The sequence below is a fragment of the Micromonospora sp. NPDC051925 genome (assembly GCF_044548625.1).
In the GTDB taxonomy this organism is placed as follows: Bacteria; Actinomycetota; Actinomycetes; order Mycobacteriales; family Micromonosporaceae; genus Micromonospora.
Genome location: NZ_JBIUCH010000011.1, coordinates 1 through 16,036 on the forward strand (window position 1 = coordinate 1; position 16,036 = coordinate 16,036).

Here is a 16,036-nt window from a genome sequence, read left to right on the forward strand (position 1 = left end):
TGATCTTTGTCTGGAAACTCAGATCATGGACAGGGTCCTCCCCATATCGCTAGACCTAGACCACTACGAATCCCCCCGATGGTCAAAACACGAGGGAGGGGCCCGGACGACCGAGGTCGTCCGGGCCCCTCCGCGTCCCGGCCCGTCGGTGATCCACTCAATGGGGGCGATATTGCGGTGTCGGGGCGAGCGGGATACCGCAACATCGGCCCAAGGGAGTGGATCATCGGCACCAACCCCGTTGGGCGAGGACGTCGCGCACCTCGCGGAGCACGGCTGGGAAGTCGCCCCGCAGGCGACGGCTGGTCACATGCAGCACGACCCAGCCGGCAGCGACCAACTGGTTGAGACGGCGGCGGTCCCGGTGCATCTGGTCCGGGTCGGTGTGCCAGTGGCCGTCGTACTCCACCGCCACCCGGAACTCAGGCCACGCCAGATCGGGATGCAGCACCAGACCGGACGGCAGCCGTACGGGATGCTGGGCGACCGGCCGGGGCAGGCCGGCCAGCACGAGCCGGACCCGCAGGTGTGACTCGGGTGGCGACTGTGCGGCCGGGTCGGCCAGTGCGAAGACCCGGCTGGCCCGTCGACCGCCCCGCCGGTCGGCGAACCGCTGCGCGATCTCGGCGAGCGCGGCCGGGCTGGTCAGGCCGCCGCCGAGCAGTGCGTCGACGATCCCCACCGCGCGGACCGGCTCCAGCCACGCCGCTGTCTCCCAGGCGGCGAGCGCAGGAGACGACCGGGGTGGGCTGATCGGCATCGGAGGCGGGTCGAGTGTGGTGGCCGCAGGGAGCCCGAGTGGGATGGCTGCAGAGCGGTCGGGCTGGGTGGTCCCAGGGAGCCCGAGCCTGGTGGTCTGAGGGGGGTCCGACCTGGTGGTCTGAGGGAGGTCCGACCTGGCGGTCCGAGGGAGGTCCGACCTGGTGGTCCCTGGGAGGTCGAGTGGGGTGGCTTCAGGGTGATGGTCGGACGCGGGCGGTCGCCGGGGCCCGGCCGGTCCGCCGGCGTCGGCAACGGAATGCACCCGGATACCACCCGGGGAGCCGAGCCGTACCCCACCAGCGGAGCGGGGCCGGACGCCACCGGGGGAGGTGACCGTGGTGGCTCCCTGGGAGCCGACCCGCGCCGCCCGGGGCACGAGCACGTGCACCTCGTCACCGAAGCCGGCGGCGTGCTCCACCCCGTGCAGGTACGCCGCCGACGGGCCGGCGATGACCGACCCGGCGGGCATCCGGAGGACGGCGGCGCGGCAGATCAGGGCGTGGTCCCGGTCGAGGCGGGCGTCGGCATAGACGTCGTGACCGAGGCGGAGCCAGGCTGCCCCGCGTAGTTGGTGCCGGGTGAGCAGGCCGCGCCGGATCGCGTCCGAGCCGCGGAACACCTGCCAGGCGAGGGGCTCCGGTCGATGCGGTTGAGGTGGCATGACGCCAGCCTCGGACCGTCCGGCCGCCCGGCGACACCCCTGTGGACAACCGCGCTCGCCCGCGATCCCTGACCCTGTGGACAAGCCCCCTCACGCCGTGTCATGTGGTAGGGCGGCGCAACCGATCCGCCGCCCACTACCAACGCCCGGACAGGTGGGTGACCGGCGATGGTGCGACTTGATCGACTCACGTGGGCCGAAGTTGCGGGGTGCGACTCGGCGGGACACCGCTACCACGGCCCACGTGAGTCGATCATCCTCGCTCTCCCCGACGGTGCGGACGGTCAGGACAGCGCGGCGGCGATCGTCTGGGCGGCGGTGGTGACCTGCGGGCCGACCGTGTCGACCGGCAGCGGGGCCAGCGAGATCACCCCGACGCTCGCCTCCAGGCCGGGTACCCCGAGCACCGGCGCGGCCACCCCGTACGCCCCGGCCTGCAGTTCCCCGGCGGTGCTCACCGGGCCCGCGATGCCGGCCCGGCCGGCGAGGACGGCCCGCCCAGCGGCCCCGCGTTCCAACGGGTGCCGGGCCCCCGGCCGGTACGCCACGTGGAACGACGTCCAACTCGGCTCGACCACGGCCAGGGCCACCCCCTCGCCGCCCTCCACCACGGTCAGGTGCGCGGTCGCCCCGGTCTGCTCGGCGAGGCGACGCAGCGAGGGCAGCGCCCCCTCGGCCAGCAGCGGCTGGGCCCGCCGGGCCAGGTGCAGCACGCCGACGCCGAGGCGCAGCCGACCGTCGCCGCCCCGACGCAGCATCCCGTGCCCGGTCAACGCGCCGACCAATCGGTAGACGGCGGCCCGGCCGATACCGAGCCGGTTGGCGGCCTCGGTGACGGTCAACCCGGCCGACGCGTCGGCCACCAGGTGCAGCAGGCGCAGGCCCCGGTCCAGCGTCTGCGCCGTCTCCCCGCCCGGGGGCGTCCCGTTACCCGGCGCACCGGACCCCGCCGTCGTCTCCACAGCACGCAGCGTACGACCCGGCTCGGGCCGACCCCGGAAAGCACGGACAGCTACCCTGGTACGGTGACGCTACGCCTGTATGACACCGCCGCCCGATCGGTGCGGGACTTCGTCCCGCGGGAAGCCGGCAAGGTGGGGGTCTACCTGTGTGGTCTCACCCTCCAGGCACCACCGCACATCGGCCATCTTCGCTCGGGCGTCAACTACGACGTGTTGCGGCGCTGGCTGTCGGCCGCCGGCTTCGAGGTCACCTTCATCCGCAACGTGACCGACATCGACGACAAGATCCTGGTCAAGGCGCAGGAGCAGGGCCGCCCGTTCTGGTCGATCGCGTACGCCAACGAGTTGGTCCTGGCCCGGTCCTACCGCGCGTTGAACGTGCTGCCGCCGACGTACGAGCCGAGGGCCACCGGGCACATCCCGGAGATGCACGAGCTGATCGCCCGGCTGGTCGAGACCGGGCACGCCTACCCGGCCACCGACGGCTCCGGCGACGTCTACTTCGACGTGGCCTCCTGGCCGGCGTACGGGTCGCTGTCCGGTCAGTCGCCGGACGACATGCAGTCCGCCGGGGACGCCCCGGAGCGGGGCAAGCGCGACCCCCGGGACTTCGCGCTCTGGAAGGGCGTCAAGCCGGACGAGCCGGCCGACGCCTACTGGCCGTCCCCGTGGGGCCGGGGTCGCCCCGGCTGGCACATCGAGTGCTCGGCGATGTGCCTGCGTTACCTCGGCGCGGAGTTCGACATCCACGGCGGTGGACTCGACCTGACCTTCCCGCACCACGAGAACGAGATCGCCCAGTCACAGGCCGCCGGGCTGCCCTTCGCCCGCTGGTGGGTGCACCACGGACTGCTCAGCATCGGCGGCGCCAAGATGGGCAAGTCGCTGGGCAACGCCCTCGACCTGAGCTACGTCGACTCGCTCGGGGTACGCCCGGTGGAGCTGCGCTACTACTACGCGGCGGCGCACTACCGCTCCCGGATCGACTACTCGGAGGACGCGCTGCGTGAGGCCGCGGTGGCGTACCGGCGGATCGAGGGGTTCGTCCAGCGGGCCGTCGAGCGGGTCGGTGCCGGGCCGCTCGGGGAGCTGCCGGCCGGGTTCGTCGCCGCGATGGACGACGACCTCAACACCTCCGCCGCGCTCGCCGTCCTCCAGGCGACGCTGCGGGACGGCAACACCGCGTTGGCCGGCGGCGACGATGTGACCGTCCGCACGACCCTCGCCGCCACCCGGGCGATGCTGGATATCCTCGGCGTCGACCCCCTCGACCCGGCCTGGACCGGCGGCGGTCGCGCCGACGACCTGCGCGGCGTGGTGGACTCCCTGATCGCGCTGGCCCTGGAACAGCGCGCGCAGGCCCGCAGCCGCAAGGACTGGGCCGCCGCAGACGCCGTACGGGACCAGCTCAAGCTGGCCGGTGTGGTGGTCGAGGACACCCCCCAGGGCCCCCGTTGGACTATTGGAGAGCAGGACTGATGGCCGGCAACTCGCAGCGCCGTGGCCGGCGACTGACACCGAAGGCGGGCGCCCCCAAGGGCTCCGGTGGCAAGAACAAGGACTCCCTCGCGGGCCGGGGCAAGACCCTGCCCGCCGACGAGCGACCCTGGCACAAGGCGTACTCGGGCACCGAGAAGCTGCCCCAGCGCACCGCCTGGAAGCAGGACAAGGAGCGCCGGTCGGCGGCCGAGGAGGGGCGTGCCCCCAAGATCGGCCAGCCCGGCACCAAGGACACCACCTGGGGCCGGGGCACCCGTGGGATGGCACCGGTCCGGGCCGGCGCGGGCGGTCGGGGCGGCAAGCCCACCGGCCGCAGCGGTCCCCGGGTCGCGCCGGGACGCAAGTCCAACCCGTCCCGGGACACCCCGGAGCTGCTGGTCGGCCGGAACCCGGTGCTGGAGGCGCTGCGCGCCCAGGTGCCGGCGACCGCGCTCTACACCGCGCAGGGCATCGACGCCGACGACCGGATCAACGAGATCACCCGGACGGCCGCCGACCGGGGCATCGCCATCCTGGAGATCAGCCGGGCCGAGCTGGACCGGATGACCGGTGGAGTGCTGCACCAGGGCGTCGGCCTGCAGGTGCCGCCGTTCGCCTACCAGCCCTTCGAGGACCTGGTGGCCGCCGCGTTGGAGCAGGCCGCCCCGCTGCTGGTCGCGCTGGACGGGGTGACCGACCCGCGCAACCTGGGTGCGGTGATCCGGTCGGCCGCCGCGTTCGGCGCGCAGGGTGTCTTCGTACCGGAGCGCAGGGCTGCCGGGATCACCGCGACCGCCTGGCGGACCAGTGCCGGCGCGGCGGCGCGGGTGCCGGTCGCCCAGGTCACCAACCTGACCCGGTCGCTGAAGGCGTGCCAGGAGGCCGGCTTCATGGTGGTCGGCCTGGACGCCGACGGCGACACCGACCTGTACGACCTGGAGGCCGCCGTCGGCCCGCTGGTCGTGGTGGTCGGCTCCGAGGGACGCGGGCTGTCCCGGCTGGTCGGGGAGACCTGCGACCTGACCGTCAGCATCCCGATGATCTCCGAGGTGGAGTCGTTGAACGCCAGCGTCGCCGCTGCGGTCACCCTCGCCGAGGTGGCCCGCCGCCGCGCCGCGGAGAGCTGACCGACCGCTCCCCCGGGGAGACAGCATGCGAAGAAGGGGCGGTCCGCCGAAGCGGACCGCCCCTTCCCGCGTGGATCAGATCCGGTGGCCGGTGGCCGCGTTGAAGACGTGGCTGCGACCGGCGCGCGGCTTGACGAACACGGTGTCACCCATGTTCGGCATGGTCCGGCGGTCGGTGCGGACCACGAAGCGCTCCTCGTGGCCCTCCAGTGCGGCGTGACCGTAGACGTTGGCGTCCGAGCCGAGGTCCTCGACCAGCTCGACCACGACCGGCATACCGCCCTCGGTCGGGCTGACCAGGTCGCAGTCCTCCGGGCGGAAACCGACGGTCACCTTGTTGTCGCCACCCTCGCCACGGGCCGCCTCGACCTGCTCGCGGGTCAGCGGGATGTGCAGCTCGGCGAAGGCCGCGCCCCGGTCGTTCAGCGGGACGGTCTTGATGTTCATGGCGGGAGAGCCCATGAAGCCGGCGACGAAGACGTTGGCCGGGGTGTCGTAGAGCGCACGCGGGGTGTCCACCTGCTGGAGTACGCCGTCCAGCATGACCGCCACCCGGTGACCCATGGTCATGGCCTCGACCTGGTCGTGGGTGACGTAGACCGTGGTGATGCCGAGCTTCGCCTGGAGCGAGGCGATCTGGGTACGGGTCTGCACGCGGAGCTTGGCGTCGAGGTTCGACAGCGGCTCGTCCATGAGGAAGACCTGCGGCTCGCGGACGATCGCCCGGCCCATCGCGACCCGCTGGCGCTGGCCACCGGAGAGCGCCTTCGGCTTGCGGCTGAGGTACTCCTCCAGCTGGAGCAGGCCGGCCGCCTCCTTGACCCGCCGGTCGATCTCGGCCTTGGGGGTCTTGCGCAGCTTGAGGGCGAACGCCATGTTCTCGTACACCGACATGTGCGGGTAGAGGGCGTAGTTCTGGAAGACCATCGCGATGTCGCGGGCCTTCGGCGGGAGGTGGGTGACGTCCCGGTCGTCGATGTAGATCGCGCCGTCGTCGACGTCCTCCAGGCCGGCGAGCATCCGCAGGCTGGTGGACTTGCCGCAACCCGACGGGCCGACCAGGACGAGGAACTCCCCGTCGCCGATCTGGAGGTCGAGCTGGTTGACCGCGGGGCGTTCGGTGCCCGGGTAGATCCGGGACGCCTTCGCGTACGTGACCGTAGCCATGGTGGTGCGCTTCCTTTCACCGGCAGGAACGTGCCGGACGATCCGAGTGAAGGAGCTGTCGGCACCCACGGTGCCGACCCGCGGACCACATCCGGGGAACGGCCGGAGCCGTCCCAGGTGTCATCCGCGTCACTGCACGGTAAACGGGATTTCCACTCATGCCAAGACGGGATACATCGAGTGGGACGGACGGCATACGCATTTCGGTCAGGCGGGCACGGCCGGGCATCAATCCCCTCGCCTGACGGGGCTCCGACGCATCGATTCGTCGGCGGCGCGGGCGCGGGATTGACGTTTTCCATGCTCGGACACCCTGCCGGCCGGGATTTCCCGACGTCAGTCGCTATGCTGACCTCGCACCACGCGCCCCTGTAGCTCAGCTGGCCAGAGCACTCGCCTTGTAAGCGAGATGTCGCCGGTTCGATCCCGGCCGGGGGCTCCAATTCCACAGCACGGCCGCCACTGGCGTTGCCGCTTGTCGATTCGTCGTCCGCGGTCGGGTGTCCCGGTCGGCCACCCCATACCGGAGCCGGTCGCCGACTTCGTGACGGAACGGTCACTTCCGGTACGGGTGCCCAGCTGGTTGGGTGGGAGGACTCCATCCAACCATCTGAGACGGGGTGCCCCATGACCCGCATCGTCCCGCGTCGGCTTTCGGCCGGTCTCGCCGCCGGCCTGCTGGCGGCAACGCTGATCACGCCCGGCGTCGCCACGGCCGCGCCGAAGCCGAGCAGTGTCCCGGCCTGCCTGATGCAGCCGCTGCCCCTGCCGGCCGGCGTGAGCCTGACCGGCAGCCCACTGTACGTCGATCCGACCGGCCGGTTCATCGTCAACCACGCCGTGCGGACCACCGACCAGGGGCGGGAGTCGCTGTTGCTGCGCTGGGAGGGGCCCCGGGTCACCGTGTTGTTGACGAACCCGCCCGGCGCGCTGGTCGCTGTCAACCGGCAAGGCGTGCTGATCGGTGACAACTACAACAGCACCGGCAACCGGCCGTGGCGTTACCGGGACGGCCGGCTGGATTCGCTGCCCGTCGCACCGAACGGAATCAGTGCCTACGTCACGGGCATCAACAGCCGCGGTGACATCGTCGGTTTCGGCGGTTATCTGGAGGAGCCGGTACCCCTGCTCTGGCCGGTCGACCGGCCGGGCACCGTCGAGGTGATCGAGCCCGGCGGCATACCGGTGGCGATCCTCGACGACGGCACCGTCGTCGGCGCGGCCCCCGCCGGGGAGGACCGCTCGTCGCACGTTGCCGGGGTGCGTCGGGCCGGTGGGCGGGAGGACGTCCCGCCGCCCGTCGCCTGGGTGCGTCGTCCCGACGGGCGGATCGACCGGCTCACCGCCCCCGGGGCGGTGAAGTCGTCGGTGTGGGCGGCCCGGGGGAACTGGGCGGTCGGCGAGGTCGCCGACACGGCAAACGGTCAGTACGACCGGATGGTGCGCTGGGACCTGCGTACCGGAGTGGCGACCCCGGTGAAGCCCGGCCTGCTGGGCGTGGCGGGCGTCAACTCCGGCGGTAGCCTGATCGCCGGATCAGTGGTCGACCACCTTGACCACCGGGTTCCGCTTCGCAGCGTCGCGTCGGACCCGGTGACCGGGACCGTCGCCGATGCCATCGCCGACAACGGGACGGTCGTCGGCCGGGCCACCGGCCTCCAGCTTTCTCTCCCGATGCGCTGGAGCGGCTGCTGAGCGTCGCGGACCTGGGACGGCCACCGTGCCGCCCGGTCGCGGCGGGCACTCGTCGGCCGGTCCGGATGGGTAGCCTGGTCGGCGCGGAGCGGGGACGACGGGCGGGGGCCGATGAGTCGTGCGGTGGAACAGTCGAACCGGGCCATGCTGCGGGCCCGGGATGCGATGGACCGGGCGTACGCCGAGCCGCTGGACATTCCGGCGCTGGCCCGGATCGCGCTGGTCTCCGAGGCGCACTTCATCCGCACCTTCCGGGCCACCTTCGGCGAGACCCCGCACCGCTACCTGCAACGACGTCGGGTGGAACGGGCGATGTCGATGCTGGTGGAGACCGACCGGGACGTCACCGACATCTGCTTCGCCGTCGGGTTCAGCAGCCTCGGCTCGTTCAGCCGTACCTTCCGGCAGATCGTCGGCGAGTCGCCCAGCGAGTACCGCAGCCGGCGGTCGGCCGGCGACGGTTCGGTGCCGAGCTGTTTCACCAAGGCATGGGCCAGGCCCAGCAGTTTTGGATAAGCAGCAGGTCAGGGGCCTGGCCTAGCGTTCCCGGCATGACGATGAACGCGATCACCCGCTCCCAGCTCTACGTCCTCGACCAGGACGAGGCGCTCGACTTCTACGTCGGCAAACTGGGCTTCGAGATCAACACCGACCAGGATCTGGGCTTCATGCGGTGGCTGACGGTCAACGTGCCCGGCGACCCGCAGCGTGAGGTGCTGCTGGAGAAGCCCGGCCCGCCGGCGCTGGACCCGGCGACCGCCGAGCAGGTCCGGGAGCTGTTGACCAAGGGCGCGATCGGCGGTTGGCTGAGCATCACCACCGACGACGCCCACAAGACGTACGAGGATCTGGTCGCCAGGGGCGTCGACATCACCGACGAGCCGACCGAGCGCCCGTACGGCATCGACTTCGGCATCCGCGACCCGTTCGGCAACCGCATCCGCATCGGCCAGATGTTCCCTCGTCCCTGAGCGTGGCACTGCCGCCCGAGTGCCGGGAGTGAGCGGCGTGGTCGGCGGGCTACCGTCGGCCGGTGACCACGCCGAGTTTCCCCGACCTGCCGAAGTGCGAGTTCGCCTTCCCTGGTCCGTTGCGCGACCAGCTCGTGGCCGCCGTGCTCAGTGGGGCGAAGACCGCCACCACCGGTCTGCTCCAGGACTACGAGCGTGACGGTGAGCCGCTGCCCGTCGTCGGTGACCGCGCGGTGGTGGTCGACTCCGCCGACCGTCCGGTCGCGGTGATCGAGGTGACCGAGGTCCGGGTGGTCCGGCTCGGCGACGTCGACCCCGACCACGCCCGGGACGAGGGGGAGGGGCACGACTCGGTGACGGCCTGGCGGGCCGGCCACGAGGAGTTCTGGCACGGGCCCGACTACCTGGGCTGGCTCGGCGACCCCGGGTTCCGGGTGGACGACGACACCCTCGCCGTCGCCGAGCGCTTCCGGGTGGTCGGGTGAGGGCGGCGTGCCGATGCGGGTGGTCGGGTGAGGGCGCGTGCGGATGTGGGTGGGCGACTGCGGGTGACCGGGCGCGGGTGGCTCGGCGTGGCTGACCGGTCAGCCGGTGGGGCGTTCCAGCTCGTCCCGGACGGTCAGGAAGTCCTCCTTGCGGTCGGGCTGCTTGGCGGCGGTCAGGAAGACCACCACCCCGGCGATCTCCGGGTCGGCCCAGGCGCAGGCGGTGAGGTGACCCTCGTCGGCGGTACGCCCCCGCCCGCACCGGGCCTCGCCGCCGAACCGGCCGAACTCCACCGTCCTGGGCTTGGGAAGCCTGTACGGGGCCAGCAGTCGGGTCAGCGTCGCCTGCGGGTCGGCGATGGTGCCCGAGACGGCGCTCACGATGATCGTCTCCGGGGTGGGTCGGCCGCGACCGTACGTCCCCTCGGTGGTGCTGGTGGCCGGGGCGGCCTCCCGGGTCAACTCGTCCAGCCGTATCCGGGGCAGCCCGGCCGGTAGCCGGACATCCGAGCGGGGCATGCCCAGCAGGGTGTCCGGGGTCCGCAGCGTCCGGGCCACCGGCGACGGGGCGGGGTTCGCCGCCGGTCCGTCGTCGGGCACCGCGCAGCCCGTGGCCAGGACGGTGGCGGCCACCGCCGGAAGCACACCGACCAGGCCGACCGCCCGGCGTTGCCCTGACAGGCCAACCGCCCGGCGTGGACCGGCCGGGTCGTTCGGTCGGCCTACCCCGGCCGGGTCGGTGGGCTGGTCTACCCCGGCCGGGCCGCTCGGTCGGCGTATCCGGGCCGGGCCGCTCGGTCGGCGTATCCCGGCCGGGTCGGTGGGCTGGCCTGCCCCGGCCGGGTCGGTGGGTCGGCGCGGACCGGCGGGTCGGTTCTTCGGCACAACGCTCCTCGCGGGAATCGGAGCGGGTAGGTTATCCGACCGGTGCCGCCCGGGATGCGGTTCCCGGGGCGGCATCGGTTCGGCATTCTGTCGCCAACCGGGATCGCGACGGCTGTCAGCCGGTCGCGGTGGTCCTCAGCAGGAGGGTGGCCAGTTCCTTCGCGGCGGCCGGCGGTTGCGGCCCGGTCGGGCAGTCGGTCCAGTCGACGCTGTGTGCCCCGACGGTGAGCTGATAGATGTAGGTGTCCGCGCATCGGCCGTCGGGCGGCCCGCCGTCGCCGCTGCGGGTGGCCGGGCCGACGAGCGTCCGGAGCCGGTCGAGGTCCGCAGTGGTGATCCGGCCGGTACGGCTCGTGCCGGCCCGGTTGGTCGTGGTCCACCGACCGTCGGGTTCGACGGTCACCGTGTCGCGGCTGCCGGCGAAACCACCGAAGCGGGTCAGGGTGACCCGGTCGACGCCGGTGGACCCCGCAGCGTTGGTGCCCTGCGCGGTGGCGTCGCCGGCCGGCCCGGTTGGGGTGGCGGTGCCGCTCGCCCCGGTCGGGGTGGCGCTGCTGGTCGTTCCGGCTGGGACGGCGGGTGACGGCGGCGTAGGTGAGCCCGGTTCGGTCGCTGAGCAGCCGGTCAGCAGGCCGACGATGACCGTGATCTTGATCAGGACCAGGACGGATGATCTCATACCGGTCGGACGGCCATCGATGTCAATCGGTTCCCTCGGTGGAACCCATCCCCCGATCGGCCAGTTCGTGTCATGGAACCGCTCCATCTCTTCTCTTTTCTTCGATGTATCGCTATATCTACATGCGTGACCACCCCCGTCACATCTTTACCTTGCCAGGAGGGCACGTGAAAAGACCCCTCGCCGCCGTCAGCACAGCTCTGCTCACCAGCGGATTGCTGACCTGCGTCGCCACCGCAGCGCATGCGGCTCCCGCCGCTCCCGCCCCGGACACCGCCCCTGCCGCCCGCGCCGAGAGCCTGCTTCGCAGCAACCCCGGTGCCGTGCAGGGCGCCAGCGGAGAGGCGTACCAGGCCGTCCGTACCAGGGTCGACTCCAACGGCGCGGCGCACACCCGCTACACCCGTACCTACCAGGGTCTACGTGTCAACGGCGGTGACTTCGTCATCCACACCGCGCCCAACGGCACCCTCGCCGGCACCTCGGTCGGCCTGGCCGCCCCGCTCACCCTCGGCACCACCGCGAAGATCTCCCCGGCGGCGGCCAAGGCGACCTCGCGCAAGGCGTTCTCCGGCAAGATCACCGACGTGGGCGCCCCGGAGCTCTTCGTGGACGCCACCTCCGGCAAGGGCCGGCTCGCCTGGGAGACCGTGCTGTCCGGCTGGAAGGCCGACCAGCAGACTCCGTCGAAGCTGCACGTCGTCACCGACGCCAACACCGGCCGGATCATCGGCTCGCGCGACGAGATCGAGTCGGTGGTCGGCAGCGGCCAGGGCATCTACACCGGCTCGGTCAGCGTCGACACCACGCTCTCCGGCAGCACGTACCAGATGATCGACCCGTCGCACGGCAACGGCCGTACCTGTGACATGAATAACACCACCACCACCTGCACCACCTTCACCGACGCCGACAACGCCTGGGGCGACGGCACCAACTCCAACCGGCAGTCCGCCGGCGTCGACGCCCACTTCGGCGCGGCCAAGACCTTCGACTACTTCAAGAACGTGCACGGCCGCAACGGCATCTTCGGCAACGGCACGGGTGTGCCGAGCCGGGTGCACTACGGCCGGAACTACGTCAACGCCTTCTGGGACGGCGCCCAGATGACCTACGGCGACGGCTCCGGCAACGCCCGCCCGCTGGTCTCCCTCGACGTGGCCGGCCACGAGATGAGCCACGGTGTCACCGAGGCCGTCTCCGGCCTGGTCTACTCCGGTGAGTCGGGCGGCCTCAACGAGGCCACCAGCGACATCTTCGGCAACATGGTGGAGTTCTACGCCGCCGCGCCGAGCGACCCGGGCGACTACCAGGTCGGCGAGAAGATCGACATCAACGGCAACGGCACCCCGCTGCGCTACATGTACAACCCGAGCCTGGACGGCTCGTCGGACTCCTGCTGGACCACCAGCACCAAGAACAAGGACGTCCACTACTCCTCCGGCGTGGCCAACCACTTCTTCTTCAACCTGGCCGAGGGCACCGGCGCCACGTCGTACGGCACCTCGCCGGTCTGCGGCTCCGCCCCGGCGGTGACCGGCATCGGCCGTACCAAGGCCGAGAAGATCTGGTACCGCGCCCTGGACGTGTACTTCACCTCCAACACCTCGTACGTCAACAACACCACCCCGTCGAACACCGCCCGCGCGTACAGCCTCCAGGCGGCGACCGACCTGTACGGCAACTGCTCCACCGAGTACAAGGCCGTCCAGGCGGCGTGGACCGCGGTGGCCGTGTCCGGTAGCGATGCCACCTGCTCCTCGACCGGCAACGACTTCTCCGTCACGCTCTCCCCGACCTCCGGTTCGGTGACCGCGGGCGGTTCGGTCGCCACCACCGTCGCTACTGCGACCACCAGCGGCACCGCGCAGACCGTGACGTTCTCCGCGTCCGGCCTGCCGACCGGCGCGACCGCGTCGTTCAGCCCGGCCTCGGTGACCTCGGGCGCCTCGTCGACCCTGACGATCGCCACCTCGGCCAGCACCCCGGCCGGCAGCTACACGGTGACCGTCACCGGCACCGGCGCGGTGGCCCACTCGGCCAGCTACGCGCTGACCGTGAACAGCGTCGGTGGCGGCTGCACCGGCACCGGCCAGAAGCTGGGCAACCCCGGCTTCGAGTCCGGCAACACGGTCTGGACGGCCAGCTCCGGCGTCATCGGCCAGAACGGCTCCAGCCAGCCCACCCACGGTGGCACCTGGAACGCCTGGCTGGGCGGCACCGGCAGGACCCTGACCGAGACGCTCTCCCAGGGAGTGAGCCTGCCGGCCGGCTGCACGACGTACAACTTCAGCTTCTGGCTGCACATCGACTCGGTGGAGGTCACCACCACCACCGCGTACGACAAGCTCACGGTGCAGGTGCTCAACTCCTCCGGCACCGTGTTGGCGACCCTGGCCACCTACTCGAACCTGGACAAGGCCACCGGCTACACCCAGCGCTCGTTCTCGCTGGCCCCGTACGCCGGCCAGAGCGTGACCCTGAAGTTCACCGGCACCGAGGACGCCTCCCTCCGGACGTCCTTCGTGGTCGACGACACCGCGCTCGACGTCTCCTGACCTGAACGCACCGTCGGCGGGCCCGGCGGCCACCCCTCGCGGGTGGTCGCCGGGCCCGCGCCGTTCCGGCCGCCGCGCCGGCGGCGACGTGCCTCGGCGCGGTGGCGATAATGTGCCGGGCAGGGGCATGCCCCGGTGGGTGCCCTGGCACGGTTCGGCGGCTACGTGCGCTGGTGTGGCGGCGGCCAGGTGTGCCGGTGTGGCGGCGAGAGAGGATGGTGGCGGTGTCCGACGCGGAGCTGACCGTCGAGGTGACCGGTGCGGTGGCGACCGTGACGATCCGCAACCCGGGCCGGCGCAACGCGATGACCCCGGCCATGTGGCGGCGGCTGCCGGTGCTGCTGGACGGGCTGGAGGCCGACCCGGCCGTCCGCGTCCTGGTGCTCACCGGTGCCGACGGGGCGTTCTGCGCCGGTGCCGACCTCGGCGACCTGGACGAGCTGCTGGAAGCCGGGGACGGGAGCATCGCCGTCGCCGCCGAGGAGCGGCTGGCAGCCTTCACCAAGCCCACCGTCGCGGCGGTCGAGGGCCCCTGCGTGGGCGGTGGTTGTCAGCTCGCGGTCGCCTGTGACCTGCGTATCGTCGCCCCGGACGCCCGGTTCGGGGTGCCGCCGGCCCGGCTCGGGCTGGTCTACCCGGCACCCACCACCCGGCGGTTGACCCGGCTGGTCGGCCCGTCCACGGCCAAGTTCCTGCTCTTCACCGCCGAGTTGATCGACGCCGAACGGGCGCTGCGGGTCGGCCTGGCCGACGAGGTGACCGACGACCTGGCCGGCCGGATCACCGCGATCACCGCCGCCATCTCCGCGCGCTCCCAGCTCAGCATCGCCGCCGCCAAGGAGATCATCGACGACCGGGCCGGACCCGCCCGGATCGCCTGGTGGCACCGGAAGGTGCGGGACAGCGGCGAGGCCCGCGAGGGCGTGGCCGCCCACCACGAACGCCGTACGCCGGAGTTTCGCTGGTCCCCGTCCGGCGGTCACTGACCGTCGTCAGGACGCCGAGCGCGACCGGGACCGGGCCGACGGCGGCGCAGACCCGTACCCCGGACGACCCACGTGCGATGGCACCGCGCGACGCGGGCGGCCGTCCCCTCCAGCGGTCCCGGTTCTGACCCCGGGCCCAGCGTCAGGCCGCCCCATCCCGACACGATTCGTAGCCAGCAGGTTGTGTGAAGACTTCTTGTCGCTATAGCGACAACAACTCTTCACAATCAATCCCTGGCCACCCGACGCAGCGCAGCAACGCCCGACCGGGGAACTCCGCTGATGGGTACGCTCACCTCCGCGACGGGGAACGGGGACGCGCCGGCATTCGAGGTGAGATGGACTGAGCCCCCCGCTCCGGTGGAGGCGTCGCCCAGCGGGGCGGGGGTGCCGAGAAAGGCCGGCCCCTCACCCTCGGAGGCGAGATGCAGAGGCACGCACCGCTCAAACCGATCTGGGTCTGTACGGCCGACGCGCTGCCCTGGCCCTGCGAACAGGCCAGGCTCGATCTGGTCGCCGACTACGCGGGGGAGCGGGTGAACCTTGCCGTCGACCTCGCCGAGCTGTTCCGGGAGGCGATGGCCGACCTGACCCGGCTCTGCCCCGAACCGCCCGACCCGATCGCCACCTACCGTCGCTTCCTCGGCTGGGTGAGGACGCTGCCCCGTGCCTGACCCGGCCGGCATCGGTCTGTTGTCGGCCGCACTGGTCACCCAGGCCATCGGTTGCTGGCTCGCCTGGGACTGGGGCCGGGCGGCCAGAACGAACCTCCGGCGCACCATCGACCGGGCACCGCCGAGCCCCCCGTCCGGCTGGCAGCCCCGACACCGGCTTGCCGCGCTGAACGCGCCCACTCGGCGGTACCCGGTCCTGACCCCGCGCGACCGGGATGCGTCGCCGCGATTTCCACAGCCCTTGTCGCGCGCTCCCAGTTCAGCGTCGCGGCCCCAGCACGAGCGCCACGCGCCGGAGTTCCGCTGTTGCCAGTCCTGCGGTCGCTGACCGTGGGTTACCGGGTGGCGAGGGGCCGGCGGGCGTCGCGCCGGGGCGTGCCCCGACGCGGCCCCCTGTGCCCGCCGGCCGGTCTCGTCACCGCCCGGCGAGGCTCGCCCAGCTCGGGGTCACCGGCTCCCGGCATAGCGGCATGCCGGCTTCGGTCGGCGTCCGGTCGCCCTTGCGCTGGTTGCACGGGTAGCAGGCGGCGGTGGTGTTCCGCCAGGTGTTCCGGCCGCCGCGCGAGCGGGGCAGCACGTGGTCGACGGTGCCGGCCGGCCCGCCGCAGTACGCACACCGCCCGCCGTCGCGGCGCAGCACACCGGCCCGGGACCAGGCCGGTCCGGCGCTGAACCGCCAGCGGGTGACGACGTACCGGACGAGGCGGACCACCCGGGGAACCGGGAAGACCCCGATCAGCCGGTCCGGCTCGGCCTCGTGGATCTCGGCGACCCGGCGGCAGAGCATCCGGATCGCGTGCTGGACGGTGACCCGGTGCAGCGGGCCGAGGTCGGCGTTGATGACGAGGACGGCGTCCACCGGGCTCTCCCTTCACGATCGGCGGCGGAACCGGACCGGACGGCGCAGGGCCGCCCGGTCCGGGGGCGGTCCGGACGGCGTAGGGC

15 protein-coding genes and 1 tRNA gene are annotated in these 16,036 nt (G+C 72.2%); 10 read left to right on the forward strand and 6 right to left on the reverse strand.

Going from position 1 to position 16,036, the window contains the following annotated elements; genetic code table 11:
- Nucleotides 1-223 precede the first annotated feature (223 nt).
- Nucleotides 224-1,423, reverse strand: a complete 1,200-nt coding sequence (locus ACIG87_RS16335; protein ID WP_396851331.1) for a hypothetical protein — start codon at nucleotides 1,421-1,423, stop codon at nucleotides 224-226.
- 284 nt (nucleotides 1,424-1,707) lie between these two features.
- On the reverse strand, nucleotides 1,708-2,385 hold the full coding sequence (locus tag ACIG87_RS16340) for an IclR family transcriptional regulator (RefSeq protein ID WP_396851332.1): 678 nt from the start codon (nucleotides 2,383-2,385) through the stop codon (nucleotides 1,708-1,710).
- Nucleotides 2,386-2,448: 63 nt separating this feature from the next.
- Between ACIG87_RS16340 and cysS the strand changes: the two genes are divergently transcribed.
- Nucleotides 2,449-3,864: a cysteine--tRNA ligase gene (gene cysS / locus ACIG87_RS16345; RefSeq protein WP_396851333.1), complete on the forward strand. Its 1,416-nt coding sequence runs from the start codon at nucleotides 2,449-2,451 to the stop codon at nucleotides 3,862-3,864.
- Nucleotides 3,864-4,991, forward strand: a complete 1,128-nt coding sequence (gene rlmB / locus ACIG87_RS16350; RefSeq protein WP_396851334.1) for a 23S rRNA (guanosine(2251)-2'-O)-methyltransferase RlmB — start codon at nucleotides 3,864-3,866, stop codon at nucleotides 4,989-4,991. Before cysS ends, rlmB begins: the two co-directional genes overlap by 1 nt.
- Nucleotides 4,992-5,066: 75 nt before the next feature.
- Here the strand turns inward: rlmB and ACIG87_RS16355 are convergent, their stop codons facing one another.
- Nucleotides 5,067-6,158: an ABC transporter ATP-binding protein gene (locus ACIG87_RS16355; RefSeq protein ID WP_396851335.1), complete on the reverse strand. Its 1,092-nt coding sequence runs from the start codon at nucleotides 6,156-6,158 to the stop codon at nucleotides 5,067-5,069.
- A gap of 365 nt (nucleotides 6,159-6,523) precedes the next feature.
- Between ACIG87_RS16355 and ACIG87_RS16360 the strand changes: the two genes are divergently transcribed.
- The 5 genes from ACIG87_RS16360 (at nucleotide 6,524) to ACIG87_RS16380 (ending at nucleotide 9,309) form a co-directional block, all read left to right on the forward strand.
- A tRNA-Thr gene (locus ACIG87_RS16360) sits at nucleotides 6,524-6,600 on the forward strand.
- Between the two features lie 185 nt (nucleotides 6,601-6,785).
- Nucleotides 6,786-7,853, forward strand: coding sequence for a hypothetical protein (locus ACIG87_RS16365; RefSeq protein WP_396851336.1), 1,068 nt, complete (start codon nucleotides 6,786-6,788; stop codon nucleotides 7,851-7,853).
- A gap of 111 nt (nucleotides 7,854-7,964) precedes the next feature.
- The gene (locus tag ACIG87_RS16370; RefSeq protein ID WP_396851337.1) at nucleotides 7,965-8,369 is read left to right on the forward strand and encodes a helix-turn-helix domain-containing protein; all 405 of its coding nucleotides are present in this window, start codon (nucleotides 7,965-7,967) and stop codon (nucleotides 8,367-8,369) included.
- Between the two features lie 35 nt (nucleotides 8,370-8,404).
- Nucleotides 8,405-8,824: a VOC family protein gene (locus tag ACIG87_RS16375; protein WP_396851338.1), complete on the forward strand. Its 420-nt coding sequence runs from the start codon at nucleotides 8,405-8,407 to the stop codon at nucleotides 8,822-8,824.
- A gap of 62 nt (nucleotides 8,825-8,886) precedes the next feature.
- A complete protein-coding gene (locus ACIG87_RS16380; RefSeq protein ID WP_396851339.1) occupies nucleotides 8,887-9,309 on the forward strand; it encodes an ASCH domain-containing protein in 423 nt (140 codons plus the stop codon).
- A 99-nt stretch (nucleotides 9,310-9,408) separates the two neighbouring features.
- On the opposite strand, the gene ACIG87_RS16385 is transcribed toward ACIG87_RS16380, so the two are convergent.
- Together ACIG87_RS16385 and ACIG87_RS16390 are read right to left on the reverse strand one after the other, a co-directional pair.
- Nucleotides 9,409-9,942: a hypothetical protein gene (locus tag ACIG87_RS16385; RefSeq protein ID WP_396851340.1), complete on the reverse strand. Its 534-nt coding sequence runs from the start codon at nucleotides 9,940-9,942 to the stop codon at nucleotides 9,409-9,411.
- Nucleotides 9,943-10,309: 367 nt separating this feature from the next.
- Nucleotides 10,310-10,873 (reverse strand): hypothetical protein, encoded by a 564-nt coding sequence (locus ACIG87_RS16390; protein ID WP_396851341.1) that lies wholly within the window; start codon nucleotides 10,871-10,873, stop codon nucleotides 10,310-10,312.
- 167 nt (nucleotides 10,874-11,040) lie between these two features.
- Here ACIG87_RS16390 and ACIG87_RS16395 point away from each other — a divergent pair, with 167 nt between their 5' ends.
- The 3 genes from ACIG87_RS16395 (at nucleotide 11,041) to ACIG87_RS16405 (ending at nucleotide 15,091) form a co-directional block, all read left to right on the forward strand.
- On the forward strand, nucleotides 11,041-13,431 hold the full coding sequence (locus tag ACIG87_RS16395; protein WP_396851342.1) for a M4 family metallopeptidase: 2,391 nt from the start codon (nucleotides 11,041-11,043) through the stop codon (nucleotides 13,429-13,431).
- A 218-nt stretch (nucleotides 13,432-13,649) separates the two neighbouring features.
- Nucleotides 13,650-14,417, forward strand: a complete 768-nt coding sequence (locus ACIG87_RS16400) for an enoyl-CoA hydratase/isomerase family protein (RefSeq protein WP_396851534.1) — start codon at nucleotides 13,650-13,652, stop codon at nucleotides 14,415-14,417.
- 425 nt (nucleotides 14,418-14,842) lie between these two features.
- Nucleotides 14,843-15,091: a flavin reductase gene (locus tag ACIG87_RS16405; protein ID WP_396851343.1), complete on the forward strand. Its 249-nt coding sequence runs from the start codon at nucleotides 14,843-14,845 to the stop codon at nucleotides 15,089-15,091.
- A gap of 415 nt (nucleotides 15,092-15,506) precedes the next feature.
- Here the strand turns inward: ACIG87_RS16405 and ACIG87_RS16410 are convergent, their stop codons facing one another.
- Nucleotides 15,507-15,950 carry an HNH endonuclease gene (locus tag ACIG87_RS16410; RefSeq protein ID WP_396851344.1) on the reverse strand — a complete coding sequence of 148 codons (444 nt, stop codon included), beginning with the start codon at nucleotides 15,948-15,950 and terminating at the stop codon, nucleotides 15,507-15,509.
- Nucleotides 15,951-16,036: the final 86 nt, after the last annotated feature.